We start from the raw sequence: 25808 nt of genomic DNA, 5'->3' as shown, positions 1-25808 counted from the left end.
CCGTCGGGCCTACGCGTTTCCGCCAGCCTTGCTGATGATTTCTTCTGCAACGTTCTTCGGAACCGGCTCGTAGGAGTCGAACTGCATCGTGTAGACCGCACGACCCTGCGTACCGCTGCGAAGGTCGGTTGCGTAACCGAACATTTCGCTCAAGGGAACCTTGGCCTTGATGGTCTTCGCGTTGCCGCGATCGCCCATGCCCTGGATCTGGCCACGGCGGCTCGAGAGGTTGCCCATAACGTCGCCCATGTACTCTTCCGGCGTTTCGACCTCAACCGACATCATCGGCTCGAGGATAACGGGGCTCGACTTCTTCAAGGCGTCCTTGATAGCCATGGAACCGGCAACCTTGAACGCAGCTTCGGACGAGTCGACCTCGTGATACGAACCGTCGACGAGCTCGACCTTGATGTCAACGACGGGATACCCGGCCAGAACGCCCGAGTTGAGCGCTTCCTGGATGCCCTTGTCGATAGGCGTGATGTACTCTTTGGGAACAACGCCGCCCACGATCTTGTTCTCGAACTCGTAGCCCGCTCCCGGCTCCTGAGGAATCAGGTTGATGACCGCATGGCCGTACTGGCCGCGGCCGCCGGACTGGCGGACGAACTTGCCCTCGGCGCCCTGAACCGGCTTGGTGGCCGTTTCGCGATAGGCAACCTGCGGCTTGCCGACGTTCGCCTCGACTTTGAACTCGCGCAGCAAGCGGTCGACGATGATCTCCAAGTGGAGCTCGCCCATGCCGGCGATGATAGTCTGGCCGGTTTCCTGGTTGGTGGAAACACGGAAGGTCGGATCTTCTTCGGCGAGCTTCTGAAGCGCGACGCCCATCTTGTCCTGCTCGGCTTTCGTCTTCGGCTCGACGGCGATGTCGATAACCGGCTCGGCGAATTCCATGGACTCGAGGATGATCGGATGCTTCTCATCGCACAGGGTGTCGCCCGTGGAGGTGTCCTTCAAGCCGACGACTGCAACGATGTCGCCAGCGGCGCACTCGTCGATGTCGACGCGGTTGTTGGAATGCATCTGCAGCAGGCGGCCGATACGCTCTTTCTTGCCCTTGCTCGCGTTGAGCACGTACGAACCGGAATCGAGCTGGCCCGAGTACACGCGGAGGTAGGTGAGCTTGCCGACGAACGGGTCGGTCATGATCTTGAACGCCAGCGACGAGAAGGGAGCCTTGACGTCGGAGGGGCGCTCGTCTTCCTCGCCCGTGTCGGGGTTCGTGCCCTTGATGGCAGGAATGTCGACGGGGCTCGGCATGTAATCGACAACCGCGTCGAGCAGCTCCTGCACGCCCTTGTTCTTGTAGGAAGAACCCACGAAAACAGGGTGGATCTTGCAGGCGATCGTACCCTTGCGGATGGCGGCCTTCAGCTCGTCGACCGTGACCTCTTCCTCCATGAGAACCTTCTCCATGAGGTCGTCGTCGCAGTCGGCGGCAGCCTCGAGAAGCTCCTGATGACGCATTTCGGCCTCTTCGGCGAACTCAGCCGGAATGGCGTCCATGGGTTCGGGATAGGTCATGCCCTTATCATCGGCCTTGAAGTCCCATGCGGTCATGGTCACGAGGTCGATGACGCCCCAGAAGTTGTCCTCGGCGCCCATGGGCATCTGCGCGGCAACGGCCGGTGCGCCCAGGCGGTCCTTCATCGTCTGGATGGCGTTGAAGAAGTCGGCACCCACGCGGTCGTACTTGTTGATGTAGGCGATGCGGGGCACGCCGTACTTGCTGGCCTGACGCCAAACGGTTTCAGACTGCGGCTGCACGCCGGCAACCGCGTCGAACACGGCAACGGCGCCGTCGAGGACGCGCAGCGAGCGCTCCACTTCGGCGGTAAAGTCAACGTGGCCGGGCGTGTCGATAATCTGGAAACGGTATTCCTTGCCGTTGTCGGCGCCTCCGGGATACTTCCAGAAGCACGTGGTGGCGGCAGCGGTGATGGTTACGCCGCGCTCCTGCTCCTGGACCATCCAGTCCATGGTAGCAGCGCCGTCGTGAACCTCGCCGATCTTGTGGGTCTTGCCCGTGTAGTAAAGGATGCGCTCGGTAGTCGTGGTCTTACCGGCGTCGATATGGGCCATGATGCCGATGTTGCGCGTATCCTTCAAAGGTAAAATTGCCATTCTCGATACCGCCCTTCTTAGAAGCGATAGTGCGAGAATGCACGGTTGGACTCGGCCATTTTGTAAAGATCCTCGCGCTTCTTGACCGAAGCGCCGGTGTTCTCGGAAGCATCCATGATCTCAGCGGCGAGGCGCTCTTTCATGGTGTGCTCCTTGCGCTTGCGCGAGAAGTCGACGATCCAGCGGATCGCGAGCGTGGTGGCGCGACGGGAGTTGACCTCCATCGGCACCTGGTAGGTGGCGCCGCCGACACGCTTCGGCTTGACTTCGAGGGTGGGGCGCACGTTGTCCATGGCCTTCTTGAACACGGCCAGCGGATCGCCGCCGGTCTTCTGCTCGATGAGATCGAAGGCACCGTAGACGATGCCCTCGGCGACGGACTTCTTGCCGTCGAGTAGGACTTTGTTGATCAGCTGCGTGACCAAGCGGTTGTTGTACGTTGCATCCGGCTGCACTTCGCGGCGGATTGCTGCTGCACGACGCGGCATTCTTTCTCCTTTTCCTGTCTGCGCGCTTCGGGGCTTTTCGCCCATTAGGCCCGTATGGCCCGCGCGACTTAACGATTACTAGTTCTTGGGCCTCTTGGCGCCATAGCGGCTGCGAGCCTGCTTGCGGTTGTCCACCGCTGCGCAGTCGAGCGCGGCGCGGATGACCTTGTAGCGAACGCCGGGGAGGTCCCTAACACGGCCGCCGCGCAAAAGCACCATGGAGTGCTCCTGGAGGTTGTGGCCGACACCGGGAATGTACGCGGTGACTTCCATGCCGTTGACCAGGCGAACACGGCAGACCTTGCGAAGAGCCGAGTTCGGCTTTTTCGGGGTCGTGGTGAACACGCGGGTGCATACGCCGCGCTTCTGCGGGTTGCCCTTCAGTGCCGGCGTCTTGCTCTTCTCGGCCGACTTGCTGCGGCCCTTGCGGACCAGCTGGTTGATTGTAGGCAAAGCTGTACTCCTTCTACCTTTTCCGTTTCGAGCCGCCTATACTGTATATATAGGTAGTCTCATCTTTCCAACTTTTCGAGTGCGTTCAGCTGTTACGCACACGAAAAACCGCGCCCCTTACGAGACGCGAACGAGAACTTTATCACCCGCCAACAGGCTTGTCAAACGCCACGCACCCGGGTGTATCCATAACACAGCCTACGCGTTATGCCTGATGAGCAAATACATCGGCACATCGCGAACACCTTTGAAAAGGTTTTTTGAAGAAATCAGCATGCACCGAGAAACCCGTGCTGAGGCCCGCCGCGCAGTCAAAGCCTAGTCTGCAAACTCGGCGATAATCGCTTCGATGAACCGTTCGGTGGCCTCGATATCGGCCACGGCGATGTGCTCGTGCAGGGAATGGAAAGCCGTCATGCCGATACCAAGTGTGACGGCTTTCGCGCCCTTGGTGCCGAGCAGATTGGCATCGGCGCCCCCGCCCGACACCGTCGTCCTCGGTTCGAGGCCCGCTGCACGAGCGGCCGAGAAGAGCTTCTCGACGATCGGATCGGCTTCGTCGAACAGCACGCCTGGGTAATCTTCGCGCCAGTCGATATCGACCGAACCGCCGAAGCGGTCGGCAGCGTCGGCAAGCGCTTCGGTCATGCGGTCGCGCTGCGCGTTCACGCGATCTTCGTACAACGATCGGCACTCCCCTGAAAGCGTGCAGCGATCAGGAACGATGTTGACTTCGCGCCCGCCTTCCACCATGCCGATGTTCGCCGTCGTGCATTCGTCGAGGCGGCCGAGCTCCATGGCCGACACCGCCGCCGCAGCCATCTGTATAGCCGACGCGCCGCACTCGGGTTCGACTCCCGCATGTGCCGCCTTGCCGGTGAAAGCCGCATTGAGCGTGTAGTGGTACGGAGCCCCGAGCACGATCGACCCAGGCGCACCATCGGCATCGAACACAAAGCACGGCACCGTCCCATCGAACAGATCGGGGTCGAGCGCTCCGGCGCCGAGAAGGCTCAACTCTTCGCAGACGGTGAACACGACCGTGATATCAGGGCGGGGTCTCCCGTCTGCGACAACCGTTTCGAGCGCTTCGAGTATGGCAGCGATGCCCGCCTTGTCATCGGCGCCAAGCACGGTATCTCCCGCAGAACGGACCACGCCCCCCTCGACGATCGGCTCTACACCGCAGCACGGGCTCACGCAATCCATGTGTGCCGAAAGCGCGATATGGCCCGGTGCGGTGCCAGGCAGATGGGCGATAACATTTCCGGTATCCGAGCCTGTCGACTCCCTCGTATCGTCGATGCGCACGGCAAAGCCGAGATCTTCGAGGCGGCCTTTGCAGTATGCGACCATCTCCGCCTCATGGCGCGAAGGACTGTCGATGCGGACGAGTTCGAAAAACGTATCGAGCAAGCGGGAATGGGATGAGGTTGCGTTCATATGCTTCGTTCCTTAGTCTGTCGTGTTTCGGCGCATGCAAGCAGCTGCAATCGACGCACGGGGCGCCCTCGGTACCGTACGAGTAGAACAGCCGAGAAACGCTTTTCGGCCTGCCTTGCGCCGCCGTTCCTTTCGCTTCATTATAGTCAAAGCCGAAGGATTGAAGTCCTCATGCTCAAAGACATCGCAGCAGCGAGCCGAAGCTGCCGCCGATTCCATGAAGCAGACCGCGTTTCGCATGATCTGCTTGTCGTGAAAAGCGATGGGGACCGAGTGCACCGCGTACCAAAGAGCCCGCTCGAAGACGTGTTGCCGGGATAGGCGATTGCACGAACAACACGCGTCCCGTTTCTTGCGGGGCGCGTTCGCTTTCAAAGATCAACCGTAAAGGCTCGCTGCATGCCGCACCCCTTCTTGCCGCATCACCCCTGCGATGCCCGGTATCGCTCGGCAATAACCTCGCCGAGCATCGCAATGTCACTCTGCTCGAACCGATACGGCACCGCCTGCAGGGTATCGCCGCCCGAAGGATCATCCCGCTCAACGCGGACGAACGCGAACTCGACCGATTCGAAGCCCTGGTTCAACACGGCATACGCATAGCACTGCGCCTGCAACAGGTGCTTTTCGTGCAGCTGCTCATCGGTTTCGGCATCGTTTCCGCCCGTTTTGTAATCGACGACGAAAGCGCGGGCGGCGTCATCGGTGCACAAAAGATCGATCTCGCCCTCGAGGCACCCCGCACCTGCGACCGCCACGCAAAACGGAACCTCGGCTTCATGGCTTCGCATGCCGAGCGCTTTTGCGCAAACCTGCGACGAGAACCAGCGATCCACGGCACGGTGCAGCCGTTCGGCATCCTTGATGCCGTACGCCGCCGCCACCGCGCCCATGCGCGATCGGGCAAAATCGATCGAACGCATGGCAGCGAGCTGGGCGAGCCGATGGAAGGCAGAACCCAAATCGGTGGCTTTATCGGCATCGGATGCAAACGTCCCGGATGCCGACGAGAGCTCGACAGAAGCCGCATCGTGCGCTTCGGCGATCGACGAATACGAGAAGAGCCCCGTATCCTCCCGGGAAGTCGAGCGCGTTTCGAGCAGCGAGAACGGCTCGATGTCCGGGATGCTCACCACTCCCAGCTCCTCCGAATCGGCGCACGTTCCCGCTTGCCGGCATGTCGGATCCTCGGCCTCCCGCTCGCTTTCGGAAACCGCCATAACCCGCACGAACTCGGCAGGCTCGCTTCCACCGTACTCGAAAGAAATGCTCTCGGATGGGAACAGCCCTTCGCCGCAGAGCGCCGAACGGATATCGTCGATGGCGCCGCGATAGGCTTTGTACGGATCGGTTTTCTGCTCCTTGATGCCCATCACCACGCAAAGCGCCTCCTTGGCGCGCGTTGCGCCCACATAGAACAGGCGGCGTTCCTCGGCCTCCTCCTCGATGCGCGAAACCCGCTTGAGCGAGGCGTGATAGTCGAGCAGCCCCGTTGCCGCGCGAGGATCCGCCCCTAGGGGAGCCGCGTACGGCTTTCCCTGCGCCTTGGCTGAAAGCGATCCTTTGACGGGCATCGAAGAGGGCGCTGCAAGCGAGAGATACGTGCTGTTTCCCATCGTTTCGGCAACGAGCTTTCCCGAGGGACCCGAGGGACCCTTCGCAAACCGGGCGAGCGCCACGACGGGAAACTCCAGCCCCTTCGAAGCATGGATGGTCATGATCTTCACGGCCTCTTGCCCATCGGCCGAAAGCGCTCCGGGCGCCTCCTTCATGCCGGCGGCGATCATCGCGGAGAACTCCGCAGAGCAGCGGGAAATGCCGAAGCCCTTGTCGCGCTCCATCGATTCGACGAACCGCACGGCCTTGAGAACGTTTGCAATGCGCGCCGAACCCTCGGCCCCCTGAGCCTCGAGGCGCGCGATCCACCCCGAATCGAGCAGCACGTTCGCAAGCGCCCTCGAAGGTGGTTTGTAACGGATCTCCATCTGCGCTTTCTGCATGAGCAGCACCGCATGGCGCAAACCTGGCGACAGTTCATCGGCGCAATCGGACAGGGCAGCGAACCCCTTGCTGAGATCGCGCTTGATGGGAATGCCGTTCGCCTCGTCGAAACCCGTTGCGAGCTCGAGCATATCATCGGCCGAAAGCTCGAACATATGGCTGGTCAGCACCTCGAAGAGCGCCTGGGTATCACCCATATCGGCAAGCACGCGAAGCAGTCGCTCGACAACCTTCACTTCGGGGGACCTATGGAAAAGCGAGCCGCCGGCGATGATGCACGGGAAACCCTCGTCGCGTATGGCCTGCGCGTACGCTTCGGCGAACGCCATGCGGCCGAGCAGCACCGCCATGTCGGAGAGGGGATGGCCCGCCTCGTGCATTTCGCGGAAGTAGCGCGCGATCGCACGCGCCTCCGCCTCGACGAGGTCGGCGGTCTTGCCCGGCAGACCCTGGGGAATCGTAGCGGCCACAAGCTGGATGCGCGGCTTCGCGCAGCGATAGCCGCTTCCATCGTATACCGCCGTCAAATCGAGGAAATCCTCTCCGAACACCTGGTCTTGGGAGCAGACGGCGCGCACAAACGCGAGCACGTCGGCATGGCTTCTGAAGTTGCGGGACAGCTTGAGCAGCGTCGGCGACCCGCCGCCGGCGCGCACCTCGTCGGTTTCCAGCCCCGCGCGAAACGCCTTGTACACGTTCACGTCGGCACCGCGGAACCGGTAGATGCTCTGCTGGGCATCGCCGACAGTGCACAGGTAGCGCAGACCCTCGCCCGCCAGATGGCGGACGATCTCGATTTGCAGCTGGCTCGTGTCCTGAAACTCATCGACCATCACAAGCCGAAAGCGATCCCGGTATTCGCGCGCGATCCGTTCGCGGGAGAGCGCATCGAGCGCAAGTTTGAGCAGATCGTCGTTGTCGAGCACACCGCGCGAGCGCTTGCTCGCCTCGTAAACGCCCTGCGCTCGCCTGGCGAGCGCGAGCAAATCGTCCAGAAGGGGGCGCGCCTTCGCGAGGAATGCCTCTTGCGCAACGCCCGCGTGAACGTTCTGGTAGTACTCGGTTTCCTCCGCAGGGCACCCGCGCTTGCCGAGGAATTCGCATGCATCGAGTACGGCAATAAAGCCGTCGAGCGTTTCATCGCCCGATTCGAGGAATTCCTGCAAGGCCTGGGCGGCATCGAGCGCAAATGCACGGTTCTTCTCGAGGGAAGCCGTCTGCTTGGCGCCTTCGTAAGAGGCAAGCACCTCTTCGTATGCGATAAGAAGCCGCTTCGCCAACTCCGTAGGCGATGCCGGATCGGGTCCCGTCTCGAACCCGTCGAACCCTCTCACCATGCCCGCCGCCTTCGCGATGAGCTCTTCAACCATCGACGATATCGACGATCCTCCGAACCCGCTGCTCCGCGCAGGAAACGCCTCGAACAGCGCATCGAATTCGGAGCGGCTCACGATTTCGGAATCCTCCCCGATCACCTCGTTCACGGCGGCGTCGAGCATCTCCTGGCGTTCCTTGTCGCCGATGACCGCGAATCCGGGATCGAGGCCGAGTTCGAGCGCATGGGCGCGCAGTATTCGCGAGCACATGCCGTGGATGGTCGATATCCACGCGGAATCAACCTTGAGCGCGGGCTCGAACAGGCCGCTCGCACGCAGAGTCGATCGCACGCGGCTTTTGATTTCGGATGCGGCCTTGTCGGTGAAGGTGATGGCGAGCACCTGGTCGATGTCGTCGATGCCCGAGCCCGATTCAGGCGAGAGGGCGTAGGCGATGCGCTGCGAGAGCGTGAACGTCTTTCCCGACCCGGCGCCTGCCGAGATATCGACCGGCCCGACAAGCTGTTCGATGCAGAGCTTCTGCTCGTGCGTGTAGGATACCGAACCCATCACTCATCCCCCTCGCTACGGCGCTGCAACGCATCGCGCACGCTGCAGACGGTAACCGGGCAGTACGTGCAGGCGTCTTCGTCGCGCGGACATGCGGGAATATCGCCGGCAAGCAGCGATTCGAGGCGGGCGGCCACGGCCTCCTCGACGCGATCGAGCAGCTCGGCGAAACCGAGCGTTCCGCACGTGGCGGCATCGATGCCGAGCAGATCCTTCCCAGGATCGAGCAGCGCATGGTCGAACGATCCGGCGATGCCCCCGTCTTTGCCATACGAAAGATAGAGCGCGCCTGCCGGTTCGAGACCCATGGTCTTGCGCACGGCCTGCGCGTAGATGAGCGTCTGCACCTTGCGGGGCAGCGCGAAGGGGGCATCCGCCTTCTCCTTCAGCGCATAGGATTTGCCCACGGCGCCCTTGTAGTCGACGACCACCGCACGGCCGTACCCGTCCACGTCGACGCGATCGATCGTTCCGTTCACCTTGAAGCCCGCATATTCGAAAGCTCCCTGCTTCCGACCGAAGCTCACCTCGCCGTCGAGCGGAGCGAAGCCGGGCAAAAGGCGCGCCTCCCGATCAAGATAGCCGATGAGCTTGCGCTTGAGGTCGTCAACTTCGCGCCGCTCCAGATCGTCGAGCGCAACGAGCGCCGTCGAATCGCCGACAAGCGTCGCGTCGTAGGCCAGCTGCTCATCGAACACGCGCTCGAGTATGCGACGCGCCTGCGGCAGCGTGTCGGAAGTTACCTTCGGAGCGACTTCGCACCTGAATCGAGCGTAGAAATGCTCCAGCACACGGTGGGCGAACAAGCCGAACTCGCGGCCCCCGAACCCCGCATCGAGCTCTTCGAGCCGAAGCCTGCGATGGGCGAACCACTTGTAAGGACACTCGAGGTAGCTTTCTATCGCCGAAGGAGAGAGGCTGTAGCCTTCGCTTACCACCCCGCCCCATTGCTGGGGCAGAAGGATCTTGTCGCGCGCGGCGGGCGTGACGAACCCGGTGGGCATGACGGGAATCTCGGCCACCATCTTCTGGGGCCTTCCTTCGAATGAAAGGTTCTCGTAGGAGCCCTGTTCGCCGAGGGTGCTCGCGTAAGGAAGAAGCTCCGCGGTAAGACCCGTCCTTTTGTCGGTCTCGCCGGGGTTCTGCAGTTCGGAGCGATAGCAGTCGATCACGTCCTCGAACACGACCGCAGGGCGTTCCTCGTCACCTGCCGGGTTGTTGAGCGGGCGCGACAGCACGAGCAGCCCCGTCGGCACCGAAAGCGCATCGGCGAACGTTGCGCGCGCGCAAGAGAGCCCGTCGCGCTCGCCCGCCGCATCGAGCTTCTCAAGCAGCGACGAGACGGCACCGCCGTCATCGCGCACAGGGTACGCCGCCGCCGTCAGATCGGTGACGAGCAGGCAATCGCAGGACGCCGCGCCCAGAGCCGCAGCCCCCTCGAGATCGACGATCAGAACGGGTGGTGCGCCGGCGTCCGCATCGTCGCGCTCGCCTTTCGGGAAGCCGTTCGCGCCGCCCGCCCGGTTGGCCGCCGGATCGGTTGCGGTCCGCACGAACAGGCTCTGCTCCCCGAGCACCGAGCGGTAATCCTCCGTGCAGGCCCCGAGCGCAAGCGCCGTTTCGAAGACGGTGCGCGCCAAAGCGAGCGCCGACATCTGCCGATCGCGGTAGCCCTCGGGCCATCCCGCCTGCTTGAGCATATGGGCTTGCAGGATATCGAACGCCTCTTCCACCCGGCCGCTTTCGAGGGATCCCACCAAGCCGTTGAGCCCATGATCGGCGCTTCCGGCAAGATCGGTCAGGATGGAATCGCGATCGACGGAGCGGTTCGCCCTCCAGCGCGCATCCATCCAGTATGCGCCGCGCACGCCGACGCCCGAATAGGCGCCGATCGCGAAATCCGCCGCAGCACGGGAAAGAAGCGGGGTTTCCCCGAACAGCGTTTCGAGCAAAGCGAGCCAAGATGAGCCGAATTCGGTCGCAGCGAACAAAACGCTGCCGCGTACTTCGGCCGCGATGCCGCGCTCGGCAAGCCTCGGCGCGAGCTCCTCGAAGCAGGCAAAGGCATCGCGCGCCGCCACCGTGATCGACGCATCGGGATCGGCGGATCGGACGGCTTCGACGGCGTCGCACAGCAATCGGGGCTCAGCGTAGCGTCCCGAAGGCAGCACGAACCGCACCGCACCGGTTGCTGTGACGGGGTGCTCCTCATCGGGTTCGAAGAGCGCTGCAAGCAGCGAGGCAAGCTCGGGCGCACGCCTTCCGAAGGGCTCTTCGCTTCTCTCGTTGACGAACGCAACCGTTCCCGCCTGCGAAAGAAAATCCCGCTCGACAGCCGTGAACGCATCGGCTTCGAACCCTACGGCAGCAGGACGGTACCGCGCAAGCACGGAAGCGTCCGCAAGCAGCGCGAGGGCTTCGGATTGTTCGACCAGGCCCGCCGAAGCCGCGATCTCGCGATACCGCTCGAGCACTTCGACCGCCTCGCGCTCGCCCCGGCCCAGCTCGTGCTCGCCCGTCGCCTTCGGCAGCGCCTCGCGCGCAACGCGCGCGATGAACGCGCGCGTTCCCGGGGTAGGCTGCAAAAGGCATTCGGGGTTTTGCTCGCAATAACTGCGCAAGGCTGCCGCCGCAATGAGCTCGCGTTGCACGGAATCCACGAACGTGCGCCCATCGCCGAACAGCTCCCACAGGTCGGCTGCCCACGACGAAAGCGTAACCACGTCGATGCCGAACGACATGCGCTCGGCCCAGGCTTTCTTGAGGCGGACCGCCTCGTCGTAGGAGGGCACGATGACAACGGGCCGCGCGCCTTCCGAGAAGGCGCAAAGAGCGTATTCGAACGCAGCCTCGTCGGCTGCCGCAGCATTCGGTGTATCGGTTCGGATGAGAGTCATGCCGCCATTATACCCAAGTACGGCGCCCAGGCGCATGCCCGATTGCTCCCATCGCAAGGTCGCCAAACAACGGGCCGAACGATGCCTGGGGCCGAAGCTCGTAAGGGGAACGACTGGACGGCTTCGATGGTGCACGCAACGGCGCAGTCGCAGCCGACAGCCACGCGGGCGCAGCCGGACGACTGCCTAAATGCCTAGATGCCGCGCGTAGCGGCGCGCACGCCACCGGCAAAGCCCTCTTCAAGCGCCTCTTCGACGCGCGTACGGCACACTTGCTCTTCGGCAAGCGCACGGGCGGCATCCGCATCGGCGGCAGCATCGAGCTTGCGGTTCCTGAAATACACGAGCCAATTGGCGCCGAGGCATATCACGTTGATGAAATACACCGCGAGCACCCAGTTGATCGAAGCCGACGCGAACTTGGCCGCGATGCCCGCCGCATACCCGATCGTGATCAACCCGATGAACTGCCAGCTCGTTCCCTTTGCCGTACCCGCTTTGTACGCCTTGTACGCATTGAGAGGCCATGAGAGTCCGAAGCAAACGAGCATTGCCGCTTCGAGTAATTCAGCCACGAAGAATCATCTCCTGCCAGTGGACGCACCGATGCGCGGCCATATCGATTGAAAGCCAACATGCATTACGCTACGCTTTTCTTTCGATACCGTCTAATATATTGTTTCTATTGTTATAATAACTTATACATTATCAATAAGCGGAGGCCTGCCCATGGAACTGCTGCAGCTGAAATACTTCCTCGAAGTAGCCGAAAGCCAACACGTAACGAACAGCGCCAAAAAGCTCCACGTGGCGCAGCCCGCGCTCTCCCAGGCAATCCGCCGTCTCGAACGCGAGCTCGGAGTGAAGCTGTTCGAGCATACGGGCCGCAACATCAGACTCACTCCCGCAGGATCCTACCTCAAAGACAGGCTCGCGCCCGCCCTTGAAAGCATCGACGGCATCGCCCGCGATATCGCCGCTTTCTCGGAAAGCGAACGGCGCACGGTGCGCATCGACATTCAGGCCGCTTCGGGCATCGTCGTCGACGCGATCGCGCTCTACGGCGCCGAGCATCCCGATACCCGTTTCCTCATCAGCCAGAACGAACACGAGCCTTTGTGCGATATCCACGTGACGGCCCTCGCTTCCGACGGATCGTTTCACGGGCTGAGCGCTGCACCGCCCGACGCCGCCGTTGAAGCGATGTTCACCGAACGCATCGGAATCGCCATGGCGAGCCGAGGTTCGCGTCCCCCCGAGCCCGTCGATCTGAACGATCTGGTCGAAAGCCGCTTCATCTGCCTAGCGGGATCGAAGGCCTTCAGGACGCTTTGCGACGAGCTCTGCGCCCTCGCGGGCTTCACGCCGCACATCGCCTTCGAAAGCGACAATCCTTCGGTTGTGAAGAAGATGATCGGACTCGGCCTCGGCATCGGGTTCTGGCCCGAATGCAGCTGGGGCGACCTTTCGGATTACGAAGCGGATCTCGTCGCCCTCGCCGATGCCCGTTTTACGCGAACCGTCGCCATCGTGGATTCGGACGGCGAGCAATCCCCGGAAGCGAAACGGTTCGAGGAGTTCCTCATCGAACATATCGGAAAAGTCTGGGAGAAAGAAAGCGGGCGACGCGCCTGAAGCGCACCGCCCGCTTGAGCATGCTACCTGCGAATCGGTCTGCGAGCCGAGAATGCGCACCGGCTCACAGCCCGAAGGCGCGCAACAACCTACGAGCCGAGAATGCGGGCTGCAACCTGCTTCTTACGACTCAGGATGCCCGGCATCCACGTGCCGCCCACGCCCGTGCACTTGATGTTGAACACCCGATCCACGATGCGACGGTTGCCCTCGCACAGGAACTGGCTGCCCTCCGCCATGATGTCGGTCACCATGAACAGCACGAACTCGTATTTGTTATCGTCTTTAAGCCGGCGCATGTAAGCGCGGATCTCATCCTCACGCTCCATGACGGCGGGCAGATCGACCGTCTCGTGCTGCGCGATGAGCACGGTGGAATCGCCGAGCTGGAATTCCTTGGAGTCGGCCCCGACGAGCTTGTCGACCGGCAGGTCGTCCTCGCCGCCACGGCACTTGAATACGGCAAGGCCGAAATCGGTCGGATCGACGCCCGCCAGAGCGCCGAGGCGTTCGGCCTGTTCGCGATCGAAATGCGTCGCCGTAGGCGATTTGAGGATAACGGTATCGGTCATGACGGCGGAAAGGAGAACCGCCGCAATCGACTTCGGAATCTCAACGCCGTGGCGCTCGAACTCCATGGCGACGATGGTAGCCGTCGAGCCCACGGGCAGGTTCAAGAACTGGATGGGGTTCGTGGTGGACACATCGCCGATGCGGTGATGGTCGACGATCTCGACGACATCGGCTTCCTCGATGCCGTGCACGGCCTGGCGCGTTTCGTTGTGGTCGACGAGGATGGCCTTGCGCCTCGGGCGCGTGGCCACGTCGGAGCGGGTGACGATGCCGATGCAATAGCCGTCGTCGTCGAGCACGACCGCCTCGCGCAAAGCGCTTGCCATGAGGTCTTCAACGGCTTCGTTCAGCAGGCCCTCTTTATCGAGCACAAGCACATCGGTCTCGGTCATCTCATCGACCTTCTGGCCGAGCGAAGCGATAAGGTCGCCTGCGACCGCCATGCTGTTGGAACCGTCGTCCTCAAGCGCATCGGTGGCCGAAATGTAGCGCTCGGCGATCATGCGCGTGGTGATGAGGCCGTGATAGGTTTCATCGTCGTTCACCACGACGAGCGAGCGGATGTTGTGCTTACGCAGCAGGCGCCCCGCCTCGAGCAGCGTTGCGGTGCGCGGAATGGAGATGGGGTTCGGCGTCATCACGTCGAGCACGCGCGCATGGATATGGCTCAGTATCGCGGGAGCCGCGATGCCGTTCTCCTCGAGCACCCAAGCGCTTTCGGGGGGCATGGGGCCAAGACGCATGGGCACGTACTCCGCCGGCGCCTTGCCGGATCGTTCCGCTTCCCGCTTGGCCAGCTCGTTTTTCAGATACGCGTAGCCGACCGCTGCGCTGATCGAATCGTTGTCGGGGTTTCGGTGTCCTACGATGACGATAGGTGCCGTCATGCTCTGTGCTCCTTGCGTTAGATGTATCGGGTTTTCTGCACGTCCGCCCTCGGGCGAAACGTTAGCCATTGTAGCTGGTTCACGTGAAAATGCGCGCCATGTGAAGCATTCATCATAAATCGATTCCGCCCGCCGCCCGCCGACAGCCCATCGCGGCTCGGGGCGGACGCGGTTTCGCAGCACCGTGCACCGCACCGCTGCACGCGCCTGGGTATCCGCTTGCCGAGCGGCGTTACGATTCGATGGAGACGCCTGCGGTCGTGATACGATGACCGCGTATTCGTACACCACTTCCAAGGAGGCCTCAATGGACACCTTGAGCATACGCGACATCATCGGCCCCATCATGATCGGACCGTCGAGTTCCCATACCGCGGGCGCGCTGCGCATCGCCTACATGGCGCGCAGGCTTTGCCTGGCCGAACCCCGCACCGTCGAGTTCTCGCTGCTCGGATCGTTTGCCCACACGCTCGTCGGGCACGGCACCGACAAGGCGCTCGTCGGGGGCATGCTCGGGCTCGATACCGACGATCTGCGCATACGCGATTCGTTCCAGCTTGCCCGCGAGGCCGGTCTGGCGTTCTCGTTCACCCCCGAACCCGATGCCGAATACGACCACCCCAACACCGTCGACATCCGCATCGTCGATGCGGATGGCAGCGAGATGAGCATCCGCGGCGAGAGCATCGGCGGAGGCGCTGCGGTCATTCGCCGAATCGACGGCATAGACGTTGAGGTGACGGGCGAGAAGACGAGCATCGTGATCCGGCAACGCGACGAAGCGGGCGTGCTCGCACACATCGCGAAAAGCATCAGCGACTGGGGCGTGAACATCGCCACAACCCGCATGTACCGGGAACGCAAGGGCGATGCGGCCTACACCATCCTGGAAACCGACCAGGCGGTCTGTCCCGAAATCAAAACGGCCATCGAAGCGCATCCCGCAATCCGAGACGTGCGCATCATCCCCGGTGACAGCGCAACCGGCGTCTCGAAAGACGATGCAGCCGACGTCGAAGCGGCTCAGATGCGCTTCGACGAACTCGACTTCCCCCATGGCGCCGCGATGCTCGCTTTCTGCGAGAGAAGCGGCATGTCCATCTCCGAAGCGTTCTTGGAGCGAGAGGACGCGCTTGCGGCCAGCCTCGGCTACGCAAGCGACACCGACGGCTACCTCGACGAAGCGCTTGCCGTTATGAGGCAATCGGCAACCCGCCCCCTCGAAGAGCCCCTTCCCTCGATGGGGGGATTGATCGGGGGCGAAGCCCTGAAGCTCTCTGCTTTGAGGAAGCTCGGAGGAAACCTCTGCGACGATCAGCTCTCGCTCGCCATCGCCTATTCGATGGCCGTGCTCGAAACGAACGCCTCGATGGGGCGCATCGCCGCAGCTCCCACTGCGGGCTCGGCGGGCGTGATCCCCGGCGTGCTCTTAGCCCTGCAGGATAGCAGGGGGTTCAGCGACGACGATCTGAAGCGGGGGCTCGCCTGCGCCGGCGCCATCGGATACCTCATCACGCGCAACGCCACCGTCTCCGGCGCCGAAGGGGGCTGTCAGGCCGAAATCGGATCGGCGGCTGCTATGGCTGCGGCGGCGGCCGTCGAACTTGCAGGAGGAACCCCCGCGCAGTGCTTCGCCGCCGCAAGCAACGCGCTCACCAACATGATGGGCCTCGTATGCGACCCCATCGCAGGGCTTGTGGAAGTTCCCTGCCAGAAACGCAACGCGGCGGGCGCCGCAACCGCGCTCGTAAGCGCGCAGATCGCACTTGCGGGAATCGGCAACCTCGTCGATTTCGACCAGACGGTCGAAGCGATGCGCAAAGTGGGACGCTCGCTTCCCTTCGAGCTGCGCGAAAGCGCGCTCGGAGGCATAGCCGCAACACCCGCCGCTTGCGGGTTCTGCGCCTCGTGCACGCCGGGGATGAGCTGCTCGTAGGGGTGCGGGAGCACTCCTCAGCGAATCTGCTTCACTTGTTTTTCGAGCTCGTCATCAACATGGTTGACGAGCTCGATCAGTTCGGAGCGAAGGTGAATTCCGAGCTTCTGATAGATGCTCTTGATATGCGACTTGACCGTGTTCTCCGACACGTAGAGCTTCTCCGAGATGCCGTGAACCGTGCGACCTTGGGCAAGGAGTACGAATATCTCCTGCTCCCTAGCCGTCAGCTGATGAGTTGACGCGATCTCTTCGCAGCGAGCGGAAAACCACTGCTCCTCGCGCACGACCAACTGGGGAGCGGGCATCGCAGGCTCCGCCAAAGCAAGCCCTTTGTCTTTGAACAGAAACAACGAAAGCATGGAAAGCAAGTACAGCGAAACGAGCGCTATTACCGTCAGCATGATTCCACCTGAGGTAATGCTCGACGCATTGAAAAACCCGACGAGCACGCCGAGCAGCTGAGCGACATTCGTGCATGCCAAGGCGACGGCGAACACGAGCGGCGAAGGCAACCGGGTGTCTCGCGCCATATCGGACAGCATGCACCACAGGATAATGCCAGCAACCATCGAGCCAAGCTGGGCGAACGCATTGACGATCCCCCCTGCCGCGTTCCAGAGTATCGGCAAGAGAAGAAAGCCCGCTGCGGAAAGCGGCAAAGCCATCTTGTAGAGGCGGCTCAGGTTCGGCGGTTTCGAAACAACCAGTGCAGGGACAAGAAGAATCGCCACGACTATCCCGCTCGATACGATGGAAGTCTCCTGCACCGTCGAGAGCGGCAACTCCTGTTGGCCCGATATCTGCATCATCATCCCGCTCATAAAGCAAAACACCATCGTGCCGAACACCGGACGCCATAGGCGAGACGCGGCGCTTTTGGCAACGGGAAGCGAGTATTCGCTCGCCGACGGAACGCGAATCGAAATCGATTTTTTCACGCACGCCGACGAAACAACAAAGAGCACCGCAGTAGCCGATACGACCAAAGCGGGAGGCAGAAGCGTCATAAGGAAATAGATCACCAAACTCGCCATGTTGCTGAACAGGACGAAAAGGTAAACGCTCCGCAGCGTAAAGGTCTTGCAGAACCGTGCCCACAAAAGAACCATGAGGGCATCGCCTGCGCCGAGGCATACGCCGCCGAACATCAACCAGGGTAGAATGCGGCTGAATTCCACATCAACGGAAAACTGCAGCGCCATCCCGCAGACCAGAAAGCCGAACAAGGCCACTCCGCAGGCAACGAGCACCGAAACAAGCGTATCGGGACCCGTGCTGCGCAACGAAAAGAAGGCGATGGCCGCAAAAACGCATATCCTCGCACCAAGGACAGTCGTGAGAAAAAGCGTCTGCGAAACGGCATCGAGGGCGGCGGCAGGGGCGAACAGCGTAAAAGAATGGAAAGCCATATACGAGAAAACAAGGTACAGCGCGTATCCCCCAAAACATAAAGCATCCCGAAAAGCAACGTTTCGCACGTTTGTATGCAAGCGCTCCATAGTCCCCTTCCTTGTTTTTCCACAGTATACCCGCCGAAGAGCGAACGGGAATCGTCTTATCTCCCTCTCGCTTCTATATCACCCGTTTCAGGTGGCTTAGACCAGCACTTTTGCAAAAATCACCCGCCTTCGGAGGAGGTTTTCGGAAGCACCGAGGAGGTACCGTTCGGTTCGCGGTCGCATCGAGTGGGCCGCAAGCAAGCAAAACGGAAACCAAGGAGGGTATCATGAAAACAAACCGCATCGAACTGTCTCGTCGTTCCTTCATCGGACTGGGCGCAGCGGCTGCAGTGGCAGCCAGTGCAGGACTTGCAGGCTGTGCTCCGACCGATAAGGCCGCCCAAGGAAACGCGGCAACCGAAACCGTCGGTTCGACGGCGGCCAATCCGTCCGAATACACGCCGCCGTTTCTCGCCAAGCCCGAAGTTCCCGCAAATATTGTCGAAGAGAAGGATTGCGACGTGCTCGTGCTCGGACTCGGATTAGCGGGCATAGCGGCATCGCGCGCCGCCGCCGAAGCAGGTGCCCGCGTCATCGGCGTTGAAAGGCAGGACGATATCGGCGTCGTCGGCATGGCTGGAGCATTCGGCGTCGTCAATTCCGAAATTCAAAAGAGCATCGGCATCGAGTGGGCACCGAAAGCCGATATAGTCAATCAGCTCATGAAAGACATGTGCTACCGTCCCAACCCTGATTTCCTCAACTACTGGTACGACCATTCGGGCGAAGCCTTCGACTGGTTCGTCGAAGGAGCCGACTACGAGCTCGTAGCGAAAACCGCCGACAACAAAACTACCGACAACCCGAATTTTCTTCGCCCCATCTTCTGGCCCCCGCTTGAAGGCTACGACTACAAAACGGAGTTCTATCCGTTCTTCCACGGCACCATCAACCTCAATCCCAATATGCAATGGGGCTGTGAGAACTGCCGGGATAAAGCGCTCGCCGCTGGCGCAGAGTTCCTGTTCGGAACCTTCGCCGAGCAACTCATCGTCGACGAGTCGACCGGTGCCGTTACGGGCGCCTACGTGCACGACGCCAAAGGAGAGGCGTATACGCGCATCAACGCAAAAGCGGTCTGCCTCTGCACGGGAGACATGGGCGGCAACAAGGAGATGCGCCACTACTATGCCCCCCAGGCCGACGAATTCGCCTCGTTCTACAGCGAAGTCGACGTGAACGGGGATTTCTGCAATACCGGCGACGGGCAGCGTATGGGGATATGGGCAGGGGCGCACATGGAGCTCGGGCCCTATGCGCCGATGACCCATCATATGGGCGGCGCGTTGGGCGTCGATGCCTTCCTGCAGCTCAACATGGAAGGCAATCGGTTCATGAACGAGGATATCCCCGGTCAGAATATCGCCGACCAGCTATCCCGCCAACCCGTCTCCCCCGATCCCGAGCTTGCAGCCCTCGGCACTAAATCGTGGCAGGTATTCGACGCCAACTGGAAAACGCAGTTGGCAGCGCAGGGAACCGGACACGGGTTCGTCAACTACTACATCTCCGACGATGAAAAAGATCAATACAAAACCGTTCTCGAAGGGTTTGCCCTCGGATATACCACCGACGAAATGGTGGAGAGCGCCGTCACCCTGAAAGCCGACACGATCGAGGAACTGGCCGAGGGAATGGGCCTTCCGGTTGAGAACGTGAAGGCGTCCATCGAACGATACAACGAACTCGCCGCGAAAGGCGTCGACGAAGACTACGGCAAAATCGGGAGCCGCATGTTCCCCGTCGACACGCCGCCCTTCTACGCCTGTCGATTCGATTCCGCAGGCATGCTCGTGCTCATGGGCGGACTCGAATGCGATACCGACCTGCATCCGCTCGACGAGAACGGAGATCCCATCAAGGGCCTGTACGTCGCAGGCAATACCCAAGGCGGACGCTACCTGGTCGAGTACCCCGTAACCGTTGGCGGCCACAGCCTCGCATGCGCACTCACGTTCGGCAAGCTTGCAGGAGAAAATGCAGCCGCAGGCATCTAGGCGGCACTTTCGCCCTGTCGGCAACAGCTAGATTGCCCGACAGCAAGAACGCCCCGCATCGACTGGTGCGGGGCGTTCCCTTCGATTGGCCGCCGGCAGTTCACGCAGCCGATGATGCAATGCCGCTCGCCCGCACCCCTACCCTATCTTTACGATGGGCGCATAATCCTTCAAAAGCTTCTTGGTGGCACCGGTCTTCGCGAACCTGATGTGAAGCGTGTCGCCGTCGACTTTCACGACTTTACCGCGGCCGAACGTCTTGTGATCGACGGTATCGCCCACCGCAAACGCCATGCCCGCAGCGGCCTTCTTGCCCGTATCGCGGACGAATCCCGAATACGAGCTTCGCGTCGCGCGGTTCGACGGACCCGAAGCGCTCGATTGGCCGAATACGCGCCCGCCGCCCGCCTCGGTTCCCGATCCGGCGATGCCCTTGCGGCTGCCCCGCTTCTCCCAGCCCGTACCCTCGAATCCCGACGAACCGAGACCCGTCGTCTGACGCAGCTCGCTCGGAATCTCGGCGATGAAGCGCGAAGTGGGGTTCGCCTGCGTCTGGCCGAATATCTGACGCGCATAAGCGCACGTGAGGTAGAGCTTCTTGCGTGCGCGCGTGATGGCCACATAGGCGAGCCGGCGCTCCTCCTCTATGCCGCTCGGATCGCTCACCGAGTTCATGTGGGGGAAAAGCGTCTCTTCCATGCCACCCACGAACACGCAGTCGAACTCGAGGCCCTTCGACGAGTGCACCGTCATGAGCGTGACCGCCGTGCCGTCCTCCGACATGGTGTCGAGATCCGTTCGCAACGTCACCCATTCGATGAAGTCGGCAAGCGAGTTGGCGGAAAGCACGCGAACGGGGGCATCCTCGCCCTGCCCGATGCCGATGGACAACTGCAGATCCCCGCTTTCGTCCGAGACGACGGCCTCGAGCGCGCCCGCAGCATTCGCCTCGGCAAGCGCCTGGCCGCCTGCGGTGGGAGCAGCGTATTCGGCATCGCCCTCGTCGTGCGTATCGGTATATTCGTCCACAACGCCCAAGAACTCCTGGATGTTCTCGACGCGGCCGCGCGCCTCGTCGGTGTCTTCGGCGATGAGCGCCGAAATAAGGCCGCTCTTGTCGATGATGGCCTCGACCACCTTGCGCAGGTCGCCGCCGTAGGTGCTCGCATCTTTGATGAGGCCGATGAATTCGCTGAGCGCCTTGCGCGTTGCAAGCCGAACGCTCTCGTCGCCGATAACGAGCTCGACCGCCTCCATGAACGTCATGCGGTTCTCGCGCGCCTCGCGATCGATGAGCTCGATCGTGGTCTTGCCGATACCGCGGCGCGGCACGTTGATCACGCGTTTGGCCGCCATGTCGTCGGCAGGGTTCACCACAAGCGTCAGATACGCCATGACGTCGCGGATCTCCGCACGGTCGAAGAAGCGCGTGCCGCCGACGATGCGGTACGGCACGCCCGCGCGCACGAGCATATCTTCGATCATGCGGCTCTGCGCGTTGGTTCGGTAGAACACGGCGATCTGGTTGTACGAGAACCCTTCGGCCTTGCGTTTCTCGATCTCGCCCGCGATCCAGCGGCCTTCGTCGCGCTCGTCGGAGGCCATGTACACCTGGATCTTATCGCCATCGCCTTCCGAAGTGAAGAGCTTCTTGGATTTGCGGTGCTGGTTGTTGGCGATAACCGCATTGGCGGCGGCGAGGACGTTGCCGACGCTGCGGTAGTTCTGCTCGAGCTTGACGGTATGGGCCTCGGGATAGTCGTTTTCGAATTCGAGGATGTTGCGGATATCGGCACCGCGCCACGAGTAGATGGATTGGTCGTCGTCGCCCACCACCATGATGTTCTTGTGCTTGGCGGCGAGCAGCGTGGTGATCGCGTACTGCGCGTGGTTCGTATCCTGGTATTCGTCCACCATAAGGTAGCGGAACCGGTCCTGATAGGCATCGAGCACATCGGGGTGGTTCTTGAGCAGCAGGTACGCGTAAAGCAAAAGGTCGTCGAAGTCGAAGGCATTCGCGGCCCTCAAGCGCTCCTGCAAACGCGTGTATACGCGCGCCGCCACCTTCGCAATGGGGTCCGCCGCCTGCACCTCGAAATCGCCCGGTACGATAAGCTCGTTCTTGGCCGTGGATATGCGGTTTCTCAGCGCGTTTACCGGATAGCGCTTCGGATCGATATCGAGCTCCGCCATGATATCTTTGAACAGGCGTTTCGAATCGTCGTCAGCGTAGATGGTGAACGCCTTGGTGAAACCCAGACGCTCGGCATCGGCACGCAGCATGCGCACGCACATGCTATGGAAGGTCGACACCCACATGCCGCGCGCAGCCGGCCCCACAAGCGCCCCGAGTCGCTCGCGCATCTCCGCCGCCGCCTTGTTCGTGAACGTGATGGCAAGGATCCGCCACGGAGCGACGTCCTTGTTCTCGATGAGGTTGGCGATGCGGTACGTGAGCACGCGGGTCTTGCCGGACCCGGCTCCCGCGAGCACGAGCAGCGGGCCCTCTGTGCAGAGGACAGCCTCTTTCTGGGCAGGGTTCAGAGAATCGATGTCGATAGGCATGGACTACGCTTTCGGATCAGTGGTCATCAATGGCTAAAGTTTTGGAAGAGTTTATTCTAGCGCTTCTTCACCGCAGCGGGAGATGCTGAACGAGAAATGCAAATGCGCAAGTTGGTGCGTTGAAACCGCATGCGCCAGGCGCGTGGGGAAACCCCGACCGCCGCGCCCGACAGAGGTCGGCGATTTTGGCTCCCGCGAGACATGCATGCACCAAAAAAGCGCCACCCGGATCGTTTCCGGGCGGCGCTGCATGGATCAGCTTGCAAGATCGGCGTCGCAGCTCGCGTTCAAACCCAAAGCGGGCTACACGATCTTCTTCCCGAATACGGCGGCGATTTCGCGGAGCTCTGCCACCAGCTCGGTGAACTGGGCGGGCGTGAGCTGTTGCGGACCGTCGGAGAGCGCCTTGGGAGGATTGGGGTGCACTTCGATCATGATCGAATCGCACCCGACCGCAACGGCGGCCTTCGCAAGCGACGGCACGAGGTCGCGCACGCCGGCCGGATGGGACACGTCCACGCACACCGGATAGAGGCTCTGCTTGTGGATGACGGGCACAGCCGAAATGTCGAGCGTAAAACGCGTAGCCGTCTCGAAGGTGCGGATGCCGCGCTCGCACAAAACCACATTGTCGTTGCCTTCGGCGGTAAGGTAATCGGTAGCAGCGAGCCATTCGGCGATGGTGCCCGCGAACCCGCGCTTGTAAAGCACCATCTTATGCGACTCGGCCGTAACTATCCCGATGTTCTTGAGCAGGCTGAAGTTCTGGAAGTTGCGCGCGCCCACCTGCAAGCCGTCCACATAGGAGTGCACAAGCTCGCAATGCGCGGAGTCCATAACCTCGGTAAGGGTTTTGAGGCCCCACTTCTCGCCCGATGCCTTCATGATCTGAAGCGCTTCCTCGCCCAGACCCTGGAACGAATGCGGGTTGGTGCGCGGCTTGAACGCGCCTCCGCGAACCCACGTGAGACCGAGGCTCGCAATGCATTCGGCCACTTCGTCGAATTGCTCTTCGGATTCAACGGAGCACGGTCCGGCGAAGATGGTGATCTCGTCAGAGCGCGTCCCGTAATCCGGCAGTTTGTTTGCTATCTGCTCGTTCATACTGACGGGGTCTCCTTCATAACCTTGAGGATGCTGGCATATATCTCACGCAGGTTCTCGTTATACAAAGGACCCTCGTTATAGCTGTCAACCCGCTCGAAGATCTCCTCTTCTCGCCTCGCGTCATACAAGCCCAGATGAGCACCGGGCTTGAGACCACGGATGACCAGCGAATGGCCTGCGCGCTTGTTCAGCAGCGAGACGATTTCGCGATCGATCTCATCGATCTTTGCACGATGTTCTTGGATTTGCGCGAGTACGCTGTTTTCTTCAGACATCGGCTTTCCTTTCGAATCCACAAAAAAACGGTAACGAGCATGGCGCATCGGCAACGGCAGCGCCGAAGGCGACAACCGAGGCGAGCGAGCGCCCTCGTGTGGGCATCATGATAGCAAAAGCCGCGCAGCGCACGGAGCGGACGGAAAAAGTTCTCAGAGAAGATCTCGCGCACAACGCAAGGCAACGAACGCTGCCCGACGGTCGCACGGGCCGTCGGGCAGCAAGAAACGAGCAGCTAACCCTTGTTCGAATGCTAGTTTTCGTTCATGTACTTCACGGCATGGCGGGAGAACGTGAGGGTGCGCCCGCATGCACAGCCGATGATGTATTCGGGATAGTTGTCGGCGAACAGACTGCCCGAGCAATCGCCGGCGCAGTACAGCCCCTCGATGACCTCCTCGTTTTGATCGAGCGCCTGCATGTTGGCGTTGATTTTGATGCCATCGACCGTGGTGAGGTAGCAGGCACCGAACCAGCCGCCGTAAAACGGAGGCGTACGCAGCTCCGACAGGCGGAAGGCCTCCTTACCGTAGTCGTCGTCGCTCTGTTGGTCGTACAGCTCGTTGTAGCGATCGACCTGCGCAAGGAAGTTCTCCTTGGCTTCGCCCTCGAACCCGAGCTGATCGGCGAGCTCTTCGATGGTGTCGGCTTTGAAGACCGTACCGCCCTCGATCTGCTTGGCAAACATCTCATCGGGGGTGACGCCCGCAGCGAACTGCTGGGCGATGCCTTTGGAGCAGCCGACGGTGGAGAAACGCTCGACGTCCTCGACGATGTTGCCGTCCCATACCTCGCACCACACGCCGCCGGGACGGTTGCTCGATGCGAAGCACACGGCCTCGTAGGGGCTCGCCTCGTTGACGAATCGCTTGCCCGTGCGGTCGACCTTCATGAACGGCTGAGTGCCCACGTTCGATTGGAATACGTTTCCGGGAAGCGCGGCGTCTTCGCCTTCGCCCGTATAGCCCGCATCGACGCCGGGGGCAACCGCGCCGCGAGCGAACAGCATGGGGGCGGGCTGCGGATCCATCTTCGCACCCGCCCAAAGGGCGGCTTTGATGCCCGATCCGTCGCAGGAGGGCGTGTTGTTGGCGGTGGTGGTGCACTGGGGCACGATGGGCGCAAGCGCCTTGGTCATGACCGCATTGCCAGCATAGCCGCCCGTGGTCAAAAGCACGCCTTTGTTCGCATCGATCTGCACGTAACCGTTGTCGGTCTCGAAGATTGCGCCGGTTACGCGGCCCTCGGTTCCGCCCTCGCGCACAAGTTTAACGAGCTTGTGCTTGAACGTGATGTCCTTGCCCTTGCTCTGAATGTACTCGTAGAGTACCTCGTTTCGCTCCTTTTCAGGACGCGTGCCGAGCGCAGGATCCTCAAGATACATGTGCTGCACCATGGGAGTGTAGTGAAGCTGCTTGTCGAACTTTTCGGTGTCAACCGTCGCGGTCAAACCGAGCGAGGCCTCCATGATCGGATCGAGATAGGCGAGCATTTCGGCGGATTCGTTGATCCATACCTTCCAGACATCCATATCGCACTTGTAGGATGCGTAACGCGCGAGCTCGTTGATAAGCTCGCCGTGGTTGATCTCGACGCCGGCAGCCTTCTGCTGAGCGGTGTCTACCGCACCGATCCAGTGGCGCGTGCTCTGCGGCTTGTCGTTCTTCTCGCAGATGATGAAATCAATGCCCTCGTCGGTAGCCGTTGCAGCTGCCATCATACCGCCGTTGCCTGCGCCCACGATAAGCACGTCGGTGGTCTTCGTCTCGACGATGTCGCCCTCAGCGATTTCCGGCGCACTGCCGAGCCAGTCCGCCTGCCCGCTCGCCGCGCTCGACGATCCCTCGGCGGCTTGCGCGGCGCTCTTCTGATCGGCCGTGGAGCTTTGCTGGGGCGAGCATCCCGCAAGCCCGGCTACCGCGCCGACGCCCGCCATGCCCGCAAGCCCGAGAAAGCTGCGACGAGACAATCCCTTTTTGATTTCGATTTCCATGTTTCCTGTCCTCCCGTTCGGTTTTCCAGCGCCCTTCGAGGC

16 protein-coding genes are annotated in these 25808 nt (G+C 61.6%); 3 read left to right on the top strand and 13 right to left on the bottom strand.

Annotated features, from left to right (window positions below; translation table 11 throughout):
• Nucleotides 1–9: 9 nt before the first annotated feature.
• The 7 genes from fusA to C1719_RS05370 form a co-directional block, all read right to left on the bottom strand.
• Nucleotides 10–2127: an elongation factor G gene (gene fusA / locus C1719_RS05400; protein ID WP_102374188.1), complete on the bottom strand. Its 2118-nt coding sequence runs from the start codon at nt 2125–2127 to the stop codon at nt 10–12.
• A gap of 17 nt (nt 2128–2144) precedes the next feature.
• Nucleotides 2145–2615 carry a 30S ribosomal protein S7 gene (gene rpsG, locus C1719_RS05395; protein ID WP_102374187.1) on the bottom strand — a complete coding sequence of 157 codons (471 nt, stop codon included), beginning with the start codon at nt 2613–2615 and terminating at the stop codon, nt 2145–2147.
• Between the two features lie 78 nt (nt 2616–2693).
• Nucleotides 2694–3068 carry a 30S ribosomal protein S12 gene (rpsL, locus tag C1719_RS05390; protein ID WP_102374186.1) on the bottom strand — a complete coding sequence of 125 codons (375 nt, stop codon included), beginning with the start codon at nt 3066–3068 and terminating at the stop codon, nt 2694–2696.
• Between the two features lie 318 nt (nt 3069–3386).
• Nucleotides 3387–4511: a M20/M25/M40 family metallo-hydrolase gene (locus C1719_RS05385; RefSeq protein ID WP_102374185.1), complete on the bottom strand. Its 1125-nt coding sequence runs from the start codon at nt 4509–4511 to the stop codon at nt 3387–3389.
• A gap of 422 nt (nt 4512–4933) precedes the next feature.
• Nucleotides 4934–8398, bottom strand: a complete 3465-nt coding sequence (locus C1719_RS05380; protein ID WP_102374184.1) for a UvrD-helicase domain-containing protein — start codon at nt 8396–8398, stop codon at nt 4934–4936.
• Nucleotides 8398–11295 (bottom strand): PD-(D/E)XK nuclease family protein, encoded by a 2898-nt coding sequence (locus C1719_RS05375; RefSeq protein WP_180963484.1) that lies wholly within the window; start codon nt 11293–11295, stop codon nt 8398–8400. The genes C1719_RS05380 and C1719_RS05375 overlap by 1 nt, the downstream gene beginning before the upstream one ends.
• A gap of 194 nt (nt 11296–11489) precedes the next feature.
• Entirely contained in the window at nt 11490–11870 is a 381-nt protein-coding gene (locus tag C1719_RS05370; protein WP_245874377.1) for a hypothetical protein, read from the bottom strand.
• Nucleotides 11871–12024: 154 nt separating this feature from the next.
• On the opposite strand from C1719_RS05370, the gene C1719_RS05365 reads away from it, so the two are divergent.
• Complete coding sequence (locus C1719_RS05365) at nt 12025–12930, top strand: LysR family transcriptional regulator (protein WP_102374182.1); 906 nt, start codon at nt 12025–12027, stop codon at nt 12928–12930.
• A gap of 89 nt (nt 12931–13019) precedes the next feature.
• Here the strand turns inward: C1719_RS05365 and C1719_RS05360 are convergent, their stop codons facing one another.
• Nucleotides 13020–14390 carry a putative manganese-dependent inorganic diphosphatase gene (locus C1719_RS05360; RefSeq protein WP_102374181.1) on the bottom strand — a complete coding sequence of 457 codons (1371 nt, stop codon included), beginning with the start codon at nt 14388–14390 and terminating at the stop codon, nt 13020–13022.
• Nucleotides 14391–14697: 307 nt separating this feature from the next.
• Here C1719_RS05360 and sdaAA point away from each other — a divergent pair, with 307 nt between their 5' ends.
• Nucleotides 14698–16326, top strand: coding sequence for an L-serine ammonia-lyase, iron-sulfur-dependent, subunit alpha (sdaAA, locus tag C1719_RS05355; protein WP_102374180.1), 1629 nt, complete (start codon nt 14698–14700; stop codon nt 16324–16326).
• A gap of 17 nt (nt 16327–16343) precedes the next feature.
• Here sdaAA and C1719_RS05350 read toward each other — a convergent pair whose 3' ends face one another.
• Nucleotides 16344–17828, bottom strand: a complete 1485-nt coding sequence (locus tag C1719_RS05350; RefSeq protein WP_102374179.1) for a helix-turn-helix transcriptional regulator — start codon at nt 17826–17828, stop codon at nt 16344–16346.
• A gap of 227 nt (nt 17829–18055) precedes the next feature.
• Here C1719_RS05350 and C1719_RS05345 point away from each other — a divergent pair, with 227 nt between their 5' ends.
• The gene (locus C1719_RS05345) at nt 18056–19825 is read left to right on the top strand and encodes an FAD-dependent oxidoreductase (RefSeq protein ID WP_102374178.1); all 1770 of its coding nucleotides are present in this window, start codon (nt 18056–18058) and stop codon (nt 19823–19825) included.
• A 138-nt stretch (nt 19826–19963) separates the two neighbouring features.
• On the opposite strand, the gene C1719_RS05340 is transcribed toward C1719_RS05345, so the two are convergent.
• The 4 genes from C1719_RS05340 to C1719_RS05325 form a co-directional block, all read right to left on the bottom strand.
• On the bottom strand, nt 19964–22390 hold the full coding sequence (locus C1719_RS05340) for an ATP-dependent helicase (protein WP_102374177.1): 2427 nt from the start codon (nt 22388–22390) through the stop codon (nt 19964–19966).
• A 303-nt stretch (nt 22391–22693) separates the two neighbouring features.
• On the bottom strand, nt 22694–23494 hold the full coding sequence (gene aroF / locus C1719_RS05335) for a 3-deoxy-7-phosphoheptulonate synthase (RefSeq protein ID WP_102374176.1): 801 nt from the start codon (nt 23492–23494) through the stop codon (nt 22694–22696).
• Nucleotides 23491–23772: a chorismate mutase gene (locus C1719_RS05330; RefSeq protein ID WP_102374175.1), complete on the bottom strand. Its 282-nt coding sequence runs from the start codon at nt 23770–23772 to the stop codon at nt 23491–23493. The genes aroF and C1719_RS05330 overlap by 4 nt, the downstream gene beginning before the upstream one ends.
• 254 nt (nt 23773–24026) lie before the next feature.
• A complete protein-coding gene (locus C1719_RS05325; protein WP_102374174.1) occupies nt 24027–25766 on the bottom strand; it encodes an FAD-binding protein in 1740 nt (579 codons plus the stop codon).
• Between the last annotated feature and the right edge of the window lie 42 nt (nt 25767–25808).

The sequence above is a fragment of the Raoultibacter massiliensis genome (genome assembly GCF_900199545.1).
GTDB classification, from domain to species: Bacteria; Actinomycetota; Coriobacteriia; order Coriobacteriales; family Eggerthellaceae; genus Raoultibacter; species Raoultibacter massiliensis.
Note: the sequence above shows the minus strand (reverse complement) of the source record. Positions and strands in the feature narration are given on the sequence as shown.

Coding starts and splice junctions, on each gene's coding strand:
- fusA (WP_102374188.1), bottom strand. CDS start 2,127: ATGGCAATTTTACCTTTGAAGGATACGCGCAACATCGGCATCATGGCC.
- rpsG (WP_102374187.1), bottom strand. CDS start 2,615: ATGCCGCGTCGTGCAGCAGCAATCCGCCGCGAAGTGCAGCCGGATGCA.
- C1719_RS05385 (WP_102374185.1), bottom strand. CDS start 4,511: ATGAACGCAACCTCATCCCATTCCCGCTTGCTCGATACGTTTTTCGAA.
- C1719_RS05380 (WP_102374184.1), bottom strand. CDS start 8,398: ATGGGTTCGGTATCCTACACGCACGAGCAGAAGCTCTGCATCGAACAG.
- C1719_RS05375 (WP_180963484.1), bottom strand. CDS start 11,295: ATGACTCTCATCCGAACCGATACACCGAATGCTGCGGCAGCCGACGAG.
- C1719_RS05365 (WP_102374182.1), top strand. CDS start 12,025: ATGGAACTGCTGCAGCTGAAATACTTCCTCGAAGTAGCCGAAAGCCAA.
- C1719_RS05360 (WP_102374181.1), bottom strand. CDS start 14,390: ATGACGGCACCTATCGTCATCGTAGGACACCGAAACCCCGACAACGAT.
- sdaAA (WP_102374180.1), top strand. CDS start 14,698: ATGGACACCTTGAGCATACGCGACATCATCGGCCCCATCATGATCGGA.
- C1719_RS05350 (WP_102374179.1), bottom strand. CDS start 17,828: ATGGAGCGCTTGCATACAAACGTGCGAAACGTTGCTTTTCGGGATGCT.
- C1719_RS05345 (WP_102374178.1), top strand. CDS start 18,056: ATGAAAACAAACCGCATCGAACTGTCTCGTCGTTCCTTCATCGGACTG.
- C1719_RS05340 (WP_102374177.1), bottom strand. CDS start 22,390: ATGCCTATCGACATCGATTCTCTGAACCCTGCCCAGAAAGAGGCTGTC.
- aroF (WP_102374176.1), bottom strand. CDS start 23,494: ATGAACGAGCAGATAGCAAACAAACTGCCGGATTACGGGACGCGCTCT.
- C1719_RS05330 (WP_102374175.1), bottom strand. CDS start 23,772: ATGTCTGAAGAAAACAGCGTACTCGCGCAAATCCAAGAACATCGTGCA.
- C1719_RS05325 (WP_102374174.1), bottom strand. CDS start 25,766: ATGGAAATCGAAATCAAAAAGGGATTGTCTCGTCGCAGCTTTCTCGGG.